Source organism: Streptomyces sp. NPDC048523, assembly GCF_043199815.1.
In the GTDB taxonomy this organism is placed as follows: Bacteria; Actinomycetota; Actinomycetes; order Streptomycetales; family Streptomycetaceae; genus Streptomyces.
In genome coordinates, this window is the sequence record NZ_JBICWQ010000002.1 from 1 (window position 1) to 12,683 (window position 12,683).

Below are 12,683 nucleotides of genomic sequence, written 5' to 3' on the forward strand. Positions count from 1 at the left end.
ATCCACCTCAGGGAACACCGTCCGCAAACTCTCATGACGACCCACCACATCCGCCAGCGCACACACCAACGCATCACGGTCCAACACACCCGACAACCGCAGCGACAACGTCATGTTGTACTGCGCAGCACCACGCTCCAGACGGTTCAGGAACCACAAACGGCGCTGCGCGAACGACAACGGCACCACCTCAGGACGCACCACCGGCACCAACGCCGACCGCGCAACCCCACCCGACTCCCGCACCCACACCGACAACCCCGCCACCGACGGAGCCTCGAACAACGCCCGAACCGGCAACTCCACACCCAGCACCGAACGCACCCGACTCACCAGACGAGTCGCCGACAACGAATGCCCACCCAGCTCGAAGAACCCGTCGTCGATACCAACCCGCGAAACCCCCAGCACCTCCGCGAACAACCCGCACAAAATCTCCTCCTGCGGACTCCGCGGACCACGCCCCACCCCACCCACACCAAACTCCGGCACAGGCAACGCAGCACGATCGAGCTTGCCGGTGGGCAGCAGCGGGAGGACGTCCAGGCCCACCATCGCGGTCGGCACCATGTGACCGGGCAGTTCCGCGGCGGCCGCACGCCGCAGGGCGTGCACGTCGGTCCGGTGTCCGGGTCGGGGCACGACGTAGGCGGCCAGACGGGAGTCGCCGGTGGCTTCATCCTCGTGGACGACGACGGTGGCCTGGGCGAGGCCGCCCAGCCGGCAGAGCGCCGATTCGATCTCGCCCGGCTCGATCCGGTAACCACGCACCTTCACCTGATCATCCGCACGCCCCAGGAACTCCAGATTCCCGTCCGCACGCCACCGCACCACATCACCCGTCCGGTACATCCGGACACCACCACCACCGAACGGATCAGCCACAAACCGCTCCGCCGTCAACCCCGGCCGACCCACATACCCACGAGCCACACCCGAACCCGCGACATACAACTCACCCGGCGTCCCCACCGGCACCGGCCGCAACCCACCGTCCAACACATACACCCGCGTGTCGCCGACGGGACGGCCGATGACGGGCTGCTCGCTGTCGGCAACGGATGCCACGACGGAGTCGACGGTGGTCTCGGTGGGTCCGTAGAAGTTGTGGCTGAGCGGAGCGGAGGCCCGCAACTGGTCCCAGAGGGACTGGGGAACGGCTTCGCCGCCCACCATGACCGCGGCCGGGGTGGTGCCACCAGCCGGCCGGGGGTCATTGAGGAGGTCCTGGGCGAGCAGAAGCCGGCCGTAGGAGGGGGTCACGTCGACGAGGTCGATGCCGTGGCGGGTGACGTAGCCGACAAGGGCCTCGGCGTCGCGGCGCACCACGTCCTCGACGAGGTGCAGTTCGTGGCCGGCGAGCATCCACAGCAAGGGCGGCCAGAGTGCATCGGAGGACAGTGCGGCGGTGTGCGTGATGCGGATCCGGTCCTTGCCCAGGGCGTCGGCGGCCGGGACGTACACCTGGCTCCGGTGGCTGGCGAACAGGCTGGCGAGCCCCCGGTGCGGCACGGCGACGCCCTTGGGCGCGCCGGTGGAGCCGGAGGTGTAGTGCACGTAGGCGATGTGCTCGGGGAGCACCGGGCTGGTCCGGTCGGCGTCCGCCGGGTCCTTTGCAGGGCGCCGGGCCACGTCCCGTACGACGGCCGGGTCGTCCAGCATGATCGTGGGTATCCCGGTCGGAGGCAGGGTGGCGGCCCGGTCCCGGGCCGTGAGCATCAGGACGGGCCGGGCGTCGCCCAGGAGGGTGGCGATGCGGTCCGCAGGGTCGTCGGGATCGAGCGGCAGGTAGGCCGCGCCCGTCTTCAGTACCGCGAACAGGGCGGCCAGGGCCTGCGGGGACCGCGGCAGGGCGAGGGCGACCACGTCCTCGGCACCGATCCGGCGGTCGAGGAGATGGTGGGCCAGCCGGTTGGCCTCGGCGTTGAACTCGGCGAAGTCGGCGACGGTGTCCGCGAAGACGACGGCGGCGCGGTCGGGGGTACGGGCGGCCTGATCCTGGAGGATCCCGACGACGGTGGTGTCCGGTGTCTCCTGAGCCGTGTCGTTGAAGGTGTCGAGCAGCATTCGGCGCTCGGCGTCGCCGAGGACGTCGACCCGGCCGGTGGGCAGGCCGGGCTCGGTGGCGAAGGCTTCGAGGATCCGCCGGTAGCGGGTCAGTACGATGCCGGCGGCGGTGTGGTCGAAGCGGTCCGGACGGTGTTCGAGTCGCAGTTCCAGGCGGTCTCCGGAGGCTGCGGCGATCAGGCCGAGCGCGTAGTGCGTGGCATCGCGGCCTTCAGCCCCCGTGATCCGTACGCCGCGCACCGACGTGCCGAGGGTGTCCCGGTCGACTGGGTAGTTCTCGTAGACGACCGACGTATCGAAGAGCTCCCCTACGCCCACCAGGCTCTGGATGTCGGCCAGGCCGAGGTACTGGTGGTCCATCAGAGCGGTCTGCTCGACGCGCACCCGGGTCAGCAGCGAGCCCAGGGGCTCCCCCGCCCGTAGCCGGATCCGTACCGGGATGGTGTTGATGAAGAGGCCGATCATGCTGTCGATGCCGGGGATCTCGGGCGGGCGCACCGAGACGGTGGAGCCGAAGACGACGTCCTCACACCCGGTGATCTTGCTCAGCAGCATCGCCCAGGCCGCCTGGAGCACGGTGCTGACGGTGGTGCCGTGGGCCCGGGCCTGCCGGCGCAGATCCTCGGCCAGGCCGTCCGGGACGTCCAGGGTGATCTGTTCGGCGGGCGCCGCGACATCGCCGGGGCCGGTGGCCGGTGCCACGCGCGTGGGCTCGTCCACCCCGTCGAGCGCCTGTCGCCACGCCTCCAGCGAGGTGCGCCGGTCCTGCCGGGCCAGCCAGGTGAGGAAGGCACGGTAGGGGGTGGCGGGCGGCAGGACCTCGCTGTCGGCGCCGTGCTCGTACAGGGTGAAGAGTTCACGCAGGACGAGCGGGCCCGACCACCCGTCCATGAGGATGTGGTGGTTGGTCAGGACGAGCCGGTGCAAATCCCGCTCCAGCCGGACGAGCGCCAGCCGGATCAACGGGGGCTTGGCGAGGTCGAAGCCGGCCCGGCGCTCGCGCTCGGTGATCCGTTCCAGTTCCGCGTCGCGCTCGGCCGGGTCGAGGCCCGAGAGGTCCGCCTCCTGCCAGCCGGGTTCGGACTGCCGGGGAACGAACTGAACGGACTTGCCCGAGGCGGTCGTCCGAAAGCCGGCGCGCAGCTGCGGGTGGCGGCGCAGCAGACCGTGGACCGCCGCGTGGAGACGGCCTGCGTCGAGGGGGCCGGTGAGGTCGATGCCGAGCTGGACCGTGTAGACGTCGCGCTCGTGACCGTCGTAGTGCGCGTGGAAGAGCAGACCCTCTTGCAGCGGTGAGAGCGGCAGTACGTCTTCGATCCCGGTACGGAGGTTGCGCGGGCGGTCACTCGTGGTCATGTTCTGTCCTCGGTCGGCTTCGGTCGGCGGCCTCGTCCACAACGGGAGGCGGTCTAGTCGGACATCGCGACCAGCACGCGCCGGTTCCCGGTGTACGGGCGGCGACCGTGGCCGACCAGGATGTTGTCGATGAGGAGCAGGTCCCCGGCGTGCCAGTCCACGTCGACGGCGTGCCGGAGACCGGTTTCCTGGACGTGGGTGATGTGCTCGGCGGGGATCGGGGTGCCGTCCGCGTACGACGCCGCCTGCGGCATCTCGTCCTCGGACATCAGCTCCATCAACAGGGCCGCGTCCTCACCCAGTCCGGCTATGTGGAACTGGTCGGCCTGGTTGAACCACACCTCGGTACGGGTGACCGGGTGGCGCAGGGTCGCGGGGCCGACCTGGCTGATCCACAGAGTGCCGTCGGACTTCCACTTCCAGTCGGCGCCGGTGCCTGCGAGGAAGGCTTCCACCTCGCCCCGGTCATCGGTCTCGAAGGTGTCCTGCCAGCTCTTGCCCAGTCCATGTCCGCCGCGCAGGTTCTGGGTGTAGCGGACGCCACCGGCGAACGCCTTCCTGACCTCGGGGTCGATGGACTCCAGCCACAGCTGACCGTCGACGACAGGGGTGGCGCCGCCGGAGGACGGGGCCCGGTCGCAGTAGAACAGCAGGCGTCCGGGCCACTGGTGGGCGTACGACATCTCGTTGTGCAGGGAGATCTGATACTCGGGCGGGTACTCGGTGGACGTGTAGACGTTCTCGCCCACGGCGGCGACCTTGGTCCGGGGGGAGTTGCCGTGGACGTAGGCCAGCCGCCGCGGCAGCAGGGCGTCGGCGACGGTGTCGTAGGTTCCCGTGGAGACTCCGAAGCCCCGGAAGACCAATGCCTTCTCCCTGACGATGAGTTCGTCGAGCCCGGCTCGCGCGATGTACTCGACGAGCCCGGCCGGGGTCGCTTCGGCACCGGTGTCCCAGGGAGTGAGCTCCAGCGGCCGCCAGTTCTCGGCAGTGTTCAACGTGCTGTCCTTCCAAGCCTTCGATGGTGATCGTGGAGCACTGGACGATGCTAGGCAGGGCCTTCCCGAGGGAGCTGGACGCTGCCTGTACGGCGAAAACTGCCGCTGCTGCGGCGGTGGTTGGCAGGCGTGGGCGGTCCTTGTGGCGCCGTCCGGCCCGCCTCAGCGTCCGGTGAACCGGGGTGTTCGGCCTTCCCGGAAGGCGGACACGGCTTCGGCCACATCCGCCGACTTCGCGGTGAGCACCTGCGCGACCGACTCCCTCTTGAGGGCGTCGGCCAGGCAGGACGCACCGGCGTTGGCGTGTACGACTGATTTGGTGACGGCGACGGCGACCGGGCTGTTGGCGGCGATGACCTCGGCCAGCGCCAGCGCCTCGGTCAGCAGTGCGGCGTCGGGGACCACCCGGTTCACCAGCTGCAGGGTGAACGCCTCGTCCGCACCGACGGTCCGGCCGGTGAGCAGGAGGTCGAGGGCGGGTCCGAGGCCGACGATCCGGGGCAGCAGCCAGGAGGCGCCCAGGTCGCCCCCGGAGAGCCCGATCCGCACGAAGGCGGCGCGGCACCTGGCACGCGAGGTGGCGACCCGGATGTCGGCGGAGAGTGCGAGGGACAGGCCCGCGCCGACGCACGGGCCGTCGACGGCGGCGATGACCGCCTGGGGCAGCTCATACAGGGCGGTGACGGCCGCGGCCTGCCGTTCCACGCGCTGTTGCAGCCGCAGCGGGGGCAGTGCCGTCATGTCGTCCACGCCGTCCAGGTCGAAGCCGGAGCAGAACGCCTCGTCGGCGCCCGCCAGGACGACTGCCCTGACGGAGTCGTCCTCAGCCAGCTGGCGGCACAGGCTCTCCAGTGCCGCCAGCATCTCGTCGGTGAGCGCGTTCTTGCGGTGCGGGCGGTTGAGCGTCACGAGCATGACGCCCGGACCCCGACGCTCGGTCAGGACCACCGGACCGCTCATGCCGTCCGCTCCGGGTGTCCGATGTGGTCCAGCCGGGCGGCCAGGTCGGCCACGAGCTCCGGCGCCAGGTCGTTGAGGTAGAAGTGGCCGCCCGCGAAGGGCCGCGAGGTGAAGTCCGCCGTGGTGTGCTCGGACCAGGCCCTTACGTCCTCCGCCGCGACGCCGGCGTCGCGGTCACCGTGGTAGGCCGTGACGGGGACTCCGGTCCGGCTGCCGGGCTCCGCCCGGTAGGTCTCGGCGATCCGGATGTCGGTCCGCAGCGCCGGCAGGACCACTGCTCTGAGTCCGGGGTCGGCCAGCACTCCACCTTCCATGCCGCCCAATGCGCTCAGTTCCGCCAACAGGCCGTCGTCGTCGAGCCGGTGGAGGTCCTTGGACTGCCGCGGTCGCGAGGGGGCCGGGCGGCCGGAGACGAACAGGTGGGCGGGAGGTGTGTGGTGGGACCGTTCCAGGCGCAGCGTGGCCTCGTAGGCGACGGCGGCCCCCAGACTGTGGCCGAAGAATGCCATCGGGCGGTCCAGGAACGGCGTAAGCGCGGTGGCGACCGCGTCGGCCATGGGCTCCATCGAGTCCACGCACGGCTCGGTGAACCGGTCGTGCCGGCCGGGGTACTGCACCGCGAGCAGTTCCACGTCGTCCGGGAGCAGCCCCGGCCAGGAGCGGAACGCGGCGGCCGATCCCCCGGCATGCGCGAAGCACACGAGGCGCAGCCGAGGCGAGGGAACGTGCCGGTACCGGCGAATCCACCCGCCGCACGAGGTGACTACCGGAATCGAGGAAGACATGTGACGCCTCTGCATTGGATACCTGCCGAGCGAATATGATGCAGCGGTCCGCCGAGGCGGGGCCGCTGGAAAAACTTACCCCCGCCCATCCGGTATTCAAGAGGCAGTTTCGCATATAGGCCGCATCCAGCCGGGTCGGTCGGAGACGACGTACGATCGGGCCCGTCGATTTCACAATTAACGGTTGGCGCGATGACTGCCCCTCTGCGAATGCCACATATCAATGTCGAATTTCTTCCGCATCTAAGCCCGCTCGCCGATCGCGTGGAGGGGCACACCCGTCAATTCGTCCGCAGGTTCGGCCTGGTCCCGGACGAGGTCTCCCGGCGGCACCACGAGGTCTCCCGGCTCGGGACCCTGATGGCCCGGGCCTATCCCTATGCCGAGTTCACCGAACTGGCTCTGGTCACCGACTGGATCAGCTGCATGCTGGTGCTCGACGACCAGTTCGACGAGACGCGGCTGGGCACCGAACCGGATCGGTTACGGGAGGTTTGCACCATGGTGCTCGGATGGCTGCCGCCCGAGGGCGTGCCGCCGATTCCGCACCCGCCCAGCGAGGACTCGTTCACCGCAGCTTTCCGGCCAGCTTTCCACGACCTGTGGGAACGCACCTGCGCGGACACCACTCCGGCCTGGCGGAAAAGGTTCACGGCGCATATCGCTGATTTCTTCGAGACGTGTGTCTGGGAAGCCGCCAATCGCTCGACGGGCCGGATTCCCGAGCTCGACGAATACCTGCGAATGCGGGGCTGCGCCCTGATGCCGTATCTCGACCTGGTGGAAGTCGCGCGGCACTGGGTGGTTCCCGAGGCGGTCTACGGCCTGCCGGAATTCGCCGAGATGAATCAGGCCCTGTCGGATGCAGACCTGTGGACGAACGATCTCTTCTCCTGCGAAAAGGAAGCGTTGCTGGGAGACCCGCACAACCTGGTGCTGGTCCACCGGCGAGCGCACGGCACGGATCTCCAGACCGCCGCCGACGCGGTCGCCGGCATGATCCAGGCCCGCGTCGACCGCTTCACCGAACTCGCCTCGGGCTGTTACGAGAACGCCCGGCGGGCCGGCGCCGATGACCCGATGCGCCCAGCCCTGGAACGCCATGTCGAGGGACTGCGCACTTGGCTGAGCGGACAGTTGCAGTGGCGCTTCGAGACGGACCGGTTCAACCCGGCCCGTCCGGAGGTCGTCAACGCCTCCGGCATCACACCGCTCTGACGCGCTGGAGGCCTTGGGACATGCAGAACCGCTATGCGACGCTCCGCTATCTGCAGACGCTGGACCCCGCATCCGATCATGAGCTGATCCACCGGATCTCCTCCGACCGCGAGTTCCCCTGGGACTACGGGCGCGGCCTGGAAGTCGCCATCTGGCGGACCTGCTGCGTGCCGGTCATATCCGAAATGCTCGATGGCACCGGAGAGTTCGCGCAGCGGGCGCAGAAGCGCTACGACGACACTCGCATCCTGCTCGGCGAGATGGTCAACGGCGGCTACGACTCCGAGCGAGGTCGGCAGGCGCTGCGTCAGATCAACCGTGCCCACAGTCATTTCGACATCGCGAACGAGGACATGCTGTATGTGCTATCCACCTTCGTCTTCGAGCCGATCCGCTGGATCGACCGCTGGTCCTGGCGCCGGGTCAGCACCGTGGAGAAGCTCGCCGCCTTCCACTTCTTCGTGGCTACCGGGAAGCGCATGAACATCAAGGAACTCCCCACGGACTACGACAAGTTCGAGCTCTTCAACCGGGAGTACGAGCAACGGATGTTCCGGCCGACCGCCAGCAACCACCGGGTCGGCACGTCGCTGCTCAAGCTCTACTCATCCTGGTACCCGCGCCCGCTCGACTCCCTGGTGGCGGCCACGCTTCCGTGCCGGCTCGACGGGGAAGCGCGGCGGATGCTCGGCTTCGCGCATCCCCCGGCCTGGGCCCGTGCGTTGAACCGGCTTGGCCTTCGGGGTCACGCGCTGGCCGAGCGGATCGCGCCGAAACCGGTGGCCCGTCTGCTGGCCCGTCCGACGGCCAGGACCTATCCCGGCTACCCGGTGGGCTACGACCTGTCGCAGATCGGCCCCGGTACCGGTAAGACGCCGACCCGAGAGATGCCGTCCGCGTGAGCGGTGGTCTGGCGGCGCGCCGACGCGTCATAGGCGGCACCCCGCTGCTCTCCCTCCGGGTTCCGCTGCGCGGCCGTACCGTTCGGGTGCGGCTGAAGATGGAGGCCGAGAACTGCTTCGGCTCGATCAAGGCCCGTACCGCTCAGGCCCTCCTCGGGTCGCTGGAGTCGGCCGGCCGGCTCGGCCCCGGCAGCAGGGTCGTGGAGTCGACCTCGGGGAACCTCGGGGTGGCTCTTGCCGGTCTCTGTGCGGAGCGCGGGTACCGGTGCACCCTGGTGGTCGAGCCCAGCACCCCGCAGCACAGCCGCGAGGAGATGGCCGCCCACGGAGCCGACGTCGTGGTCGTTCCCGAGGTCGCCGGCGGCCGCACACTGGGCGCCCGGCTGGACGCCGTACGGGCGATCCTGGCGGACGACCCGGCCGCGGTGTGGACCGACCAGTACGAGAATCCGGCGAACCCACTGGTTCACCGGTGGAGCACCGCGGCCGAACTGACACGGGCCCTGCCTCCGGGAGAGCTCGACGCCGTCTGTGTCGCGGTGTCCACCGGCGGCACCCTGGCCGGCATCGCCGATCACTTCCGGGAGCATCGCCCGGAGACACGGCTGCTGGCCGTGGACGCCGTGGGGTCCGCGGCGCTGGGCGGAACGCCCGGCGACCGGCCCTTCAAGCTGCCGGGCTTCGGCTCGGGCCAGACGTCGAGGTTTCTCACCGGCGACCACTGGGACCGGGCCTTCACGCTGGACGACGTGCACGCGGCCATGGCGTGCCTCCAGGTCGCCTCCAGCACGCGGGTCCGGCTCGGCGGCTCGGGTGGTGCCGCCGTTCTCGCCGCACTCCTGTACGCACAGGACACGCCGAACGTCGCCCGGATCGCCTGTGTCTGCCCCGACGCCGGCGACAAGTACGAGCAGATCTACGCCCGTCCGCTTCCTGTGCCGCCGGAGCCGGGGCACGCAGTCCTGACCGCCCTGGAAGCCCTGGGAGCGGCCCGGCTGGAGAACGGAGAGCACCAGTGAACACCGACCTTGACACCACGATCCGGTACCTGACGGGTGACCAGGTCGACGAGCTGAGCCGCGGCCTGCCGATCGTCGACCTGGTCCGCGACACGCTCCTGGCCTTCCGACGCGGTACGGCGGGCCTGACTCCGGAGGCGGCGCTGCGCTGGACCACGCCCATGGGCGACTCGGCCCGCAGTCTGATCCTGCCCGGCTGGTCGGGAACCGGCTACGGGTGCAAGATCATCAACAGTTCACTCGGCAATCACGAGCGGGGGATCACCCGCGCGGCCGGACTGATCGTGCTGGCCGACCCGGAGACGGCGCACCCGAGCTGCGTGATGGAGGGTGCCCGTATCAGTGCCCTCCGGACCGCGGGCGTGTCCCTGGCCGCCGTCCAGGCGGCCCGCAGACTCACGTCCGTGACGAGCGTGGCCTTCCTCGGGTGCGGCCGCCAGGCTCGGGCACACCTGCAGCTGCTGATGGCGGAGTGCCCGGGGCTGGAGCGGGTGCTGCTGTACGACCGTGATCCCGCTGCGCGCGAGGAGCTGGCCGCGGAGTGCCGCGAGGCAGCCCCGGCCGTCGACGTCCGGGGGGTGGAGCAGGCCCGGCAGGCCGTCGCCGGCGCCGGACTCGTCATCGCGGCCACGACGACGACGGAGTCCTACGTCGAACTGGACTGGCTCCACGAAGGCGGAACCTTCGTCAACGTCTCGCTGGACGACGCGTCCGAGGGTCTGCTGACTGGCTGCGACCACCTGTTCGTCGACGACTGGGAGCTGGTGAGCGGCGACGACCACCGGCTCCTGGGCAGGCTCGCCGGCTCCGGCCGGGTGACCGGGCCGGGCAGTACTCCACCGGCCGGCTCGCGGGCCGTGGACGCCGAGCTGCCCGCACTGGTGGCCGGCGAGTACACCCGGCCGATCGAGGCCCGGGACCGGGTCGTGATCAACCCGTTCGGCATGGGTGTGCACGACATCGCGCTGGCGGACGTCATCCACGCCAGGGCCGTCGCCGGCGGGGTCGGTACGCGGCTGCCCAGGTAACGCTCTGCCGAAGTCCGGCGGGAGCACGCGCGGCTTCGGCGACCAGGCAGCGCTGGGCTGGGCTGGGCTGGGCTGGGCTGGGCTGACTAGCGGAGTGGACGTCATGTTGCCCACGTCATGCCGGAATTGACTATTCCCTTAATTAATCACTGGGCACCAATCCGCCACACCATGATCAACTTAGGGTCGATCGCATCTTCAGGGAGGGGGATTTCGTGGAGACAGAACCAGCCCCAAGTGGCCCCGCCACAGCATCACTGGGTCGACTCATACGCAATTTGAGGAATCAGGCGGGTATGAGCCAGCGCAAACTGGCAGAACAATCCGGACTCAGCATGCGAACTTTACGAGAGATCGAGCAGGACCGGGTCCTTCGTCCCCGTGCCGTGTCGCTCCAGCGTCTTGCCGAGGTACTGAACGAACCTCAGCTGAACACCTGCGGCCGTACCTGCCGATCGCGCCTCACCACCTCGCCCGAAGAGACCTCGGCGTTCAGAATCCAGCTCCTCGGCCCGTTCGCCGCGCTGCGCGGCTCCGCCGAGCTGGACATCGGTACCCCGCAGCAGCGGCATCTGCTGGCGCTGCTGGCGCTCAACGCCAACCAGGCCGTCCACCGTGACGAGATCACCGACGTGCTCTGGGGCGAGGATCCGCCGTACTCCTTCCTACAGCTCGTTCACACGCACGTCTCCCGCCTGCGCGGCTTCCTGGACCGCCACCGCTCCTCGGAGCCGGGAGCACCCTCGCTCATCCGCCGGGCCGAGGGCTACCAACTGTGCATCGACCAGGACAAGATCGACCTGCTCCAGTTCCAGGAAGCGTGCGGTGCGGCCGCGCTGGCCCGGCAGCAGGGTGACGTGCCCAGTGAGCACCGGGCCCTCTCCGAGGTCGTGCACACGTACACCGGCGAACTCCTGGAAGGCTTCGACGAACGTCTGAGGTCCTACCCGGCGGTCGCCGACTACTACCGCCAGCACTTGGCCGCGACCCTGCGCCTGGCCGATCTGGCCATCGGCGCCGGCCAGTACGACGAAGCCATCCCGTGGCTGCGGCAGGTCCAGCGAGGGCACCTGTTGCACGAGGGGTTACACGCGCGCCTGATGATCGCGCTCGCGGGCTCGGGGCAGCAGGTCGCCGCCCTGGCCCTCTACACCGAGCTGGAGTCCACGCTCCGCAAGGAGTTCGGCATCGAGCCCAGCGCCGAACTCCGCGCGGCACACCTGTCGGTCCTCGGGCAGGGCGCGCCGTCCTGGCCGGTCGGTCCCGCCCGGCCGACGCACCGCCCGGGGCCCGCGTCGCCGTCTCTCCTTCCGCGTGATCCGGAGGACTTCGTCGGCCGCAGCGAGCACCATCCCGTGCTCAGTCGGCTTACCACGAGCTGCTCCACCGCGGCGCTCGGACCCGCTTCCCTCGTATCGCTCTACGGACCGGCCGCTGCGGGCAAGTCGGTCCTCGCGGTGCGTACCGCCCACGCGAGCCGCCCACACTTCCCTGACGGCCAGTTCTACGTGGACCTGCGCGGACATACTCCGGAGCCCGTTCCGGCACTGGAGGCGCTCTCCCAGTTCCTCCAGGCACTCGGCGTCGCCGAGAAGGACGTACCCAGGTCGCTCTCCGGGCGCGTGGCGCTGTACCGCAGCCTGCTCGTCAACCGGCGCACGCTGGTGGTCCTGGACAACGTCGCGGACGAGGAGCAAGTGGGCCCGCTGCTGCCGGGCGGCTTCAACAGCGCGGTCCTGCTGACCAGTCGGGAGCCGCTGGCAGCCCTGGAGGGCGCCCGGCACTTCCGCATCCCCAGCTTCACCGCGGAGCAGGCGCGTGAGCTGCTGGCCAGGATCGTCGGCCTGCACCGGACGGCCGAGGAGCCGGCCGCAGCGGACGAGATCGTCGAGCTGTGCGAGGCCATGCCGCTCGCCATCCGGATAGCCGGCCTGCGCCTGGCCATGCGCCCCCACTGGACGCTGGCCCACATGGCGCGGCGGCTGCGATACGAGGACCACCGGCTCGACGCTCTCACCCAGGGGGCGCTGGCCGTACGTCCCCGCCTGGAGGGGAGCCTCGCCGTCCTCACCCCCGCCGACCGGCGGTCCCTGCACTCTCTCGCGCACGAGGTGGACGGAGCCTTCTCCGCCGGCACCGTGGCGACCGTGCTGCGCTGTCCGGCCCAGGACGTGGACAGCTTGCTGGAGCGTCTCACGGACCAGCAGCTGATCGAGCCGGCCGACACCCGTCCCGACACCTACCGTTTCGCCCCGCTCGTACGGCTCCATGCGGCCGAGCCCCAGCCCTGATCTTCTTTCCCCCTTCTCCGCCCCTCCCCCTCCCGCTTCCCTCTCCCTGCCGGAGGCGC

9 protein-coding genes are annotated in these 12,683 nt (G+C 69.9%); 5 read left to right on the plus strand and 4 right to left on the minus strand.

The features are described from left to right. The 4 genes from ACGFWE_RS09000 to ACGFWE_RS09015 form a co-directional block, all read right to left on the minus strand. Nucleotides 1–3,423, minus strand: a 3,423-nt coding sequence (locus ACGFWE_RS09000) for an amino acid adenylation domain-containing protein (protein ID WP_393598990.1), incomplete at its 3' end; no start/stop codon positions are given. Nucleotides 3,424–3,476: 53 nt separating this feature from the next. Beyond that, complete coding sequence (locus ACGFWE_RS09005) at nucleotides 3,477–4,421, minus strand: TauD/TfdA family dioxygenase (RefSeq protein ID WP_352382590.1); 945 nt, start codon at nucleotides 4,419–4,421, stop codon at nucleotides 3,477–3,479. Between the two features lie 162 nt (nucleotides 4,422–4,583). Then, nucleotides 4,584–5,381, minus strand: a complete 798-nt coding sequence (locus ACGFWE_RS09010; RefSeq protein ID WP_352382592.1) for an enoyl-CoA hydratase-related protein — start codon at nucleotides 5,379–5,381, stop codon at nucleotides 4,584–4,586. Next, entirely contained in the window at nucleotides 5,378–6,082 is a 705-nt protein-coding gene (locus tag ACGFWE_RS09015; RefSeq protein ID WP_352382593.1) for a thioesterase domain-containing protein, read from the minus strand. Before ACGFWE_RS09015 ends, ACGFWE_RS09010 begins: the two co-directional genes overlap by 4 nt. Before the next feature lie 276 nt (nucleotides 6,083–6,358). On the opposite strand from ACGFWE_RS09015, the gene ACGFWE_RS09020 reads away from it, so the two are divergent. From ACGFWE_RS09020 to ACGFWE_RS09040, 5 genes are all read left to right on the plus strand, one after another. Beyond that, a complete protein-coding gene (locus tag ACGFWE_RS09020) occupies nucleotides 6,359–7,384 on the plus strand; it encodes a hypothetical protein (protein WP_352382594.1) in 1,026 nt (341 codons plus the stop codon). 20 nt (nucleotides 7,385–7,404) lie between these two features. Then, complete coding sequence (locus tag ACGFWE_RS09025; protein WP_352382596.1) at nucleotides 7,405–8,286, plus strand: oxygenase MpaB family protein; 882 nt, start codon at nucleotides 7,405–7,407, stop codon at nucleotides 8,284–8,286. Beyond that, nucleotides 8,283–9,305 carry a cysteine synthase family protein gene (locus tag ACGFWE_RS09030; protein WP_393598994.1) on the plus strand — a complete coding sequence of 341 codons (1,023 nt, stop codon included), beginning with the start codon at nucleotides 8,283–8,285 and terminating at the stop codon, nucleotides 9,303–9,305. Before ACGFWE_RS09025 ends, ACGFWE_RS09030 begins: the two co-directional genes overlap by 4 nt. Then, nucleotides 9,302–10,333: an ornithine cyclodeaminase gene (locus ACGFWE_RS09035; RefSeq protein WP_393598996.1), complete on the plus strand. Its 1,032-nt coding sequence runs from the start codon at nucleotides 9,302–9,304 to the stop codon at nucleotides 10,331–10,333. Before ACGFWE_RS09030 ends, ACGFWE_RS09035 begins: the two co-directional genes overlap by 4 nt. Nucleotides 10,334–10,548: 215 nt before the next feature. Further along, nucleotides 10,549–12,624 carry a BTAD domain-containing putative transcriptional regulator gene (locus ACGFWE_RS09040; RefSeq protein WP_393598998.1) on the plus strand — a complete coding sequence of 692 codons (2,076 nt, stop codon included), beginning with the start codon at nucleotides 10,549–10,551 and terminating at the stop codon, nucleotides 12,622–12,624. The last annotated feature ends 59 nt before the right edge of the window (nucleotides 12,625–12,683 follow it).

What these genes read in the sequence shown, in the direction of transcription:
- ACGFWE_RS09010 (WP_352382592.1), bottom strand. Translation starts at nt 5,381, where the DNA reads ATGAGCGGTCCGGTGGTCCTGACCGAGCGTCGGGGTCCGGGCGTCATG.
- ACGFWE_RS09020 (WP_352382594.1), top strand. Translation starts at nt 6,359, where the DNA reads ATGACTGCCCCTCTGCGAATGCCACATATCAATGTCGAATTTCTTCCG.
- ACGFWE_RS09025 (WP_352382596.1), top strand. Translation starts at nt 7,405, where the DNA reads ATGCAGAACCGCTATGCGACGCTCCGCTATCTGCAGACGCTGGACCCC.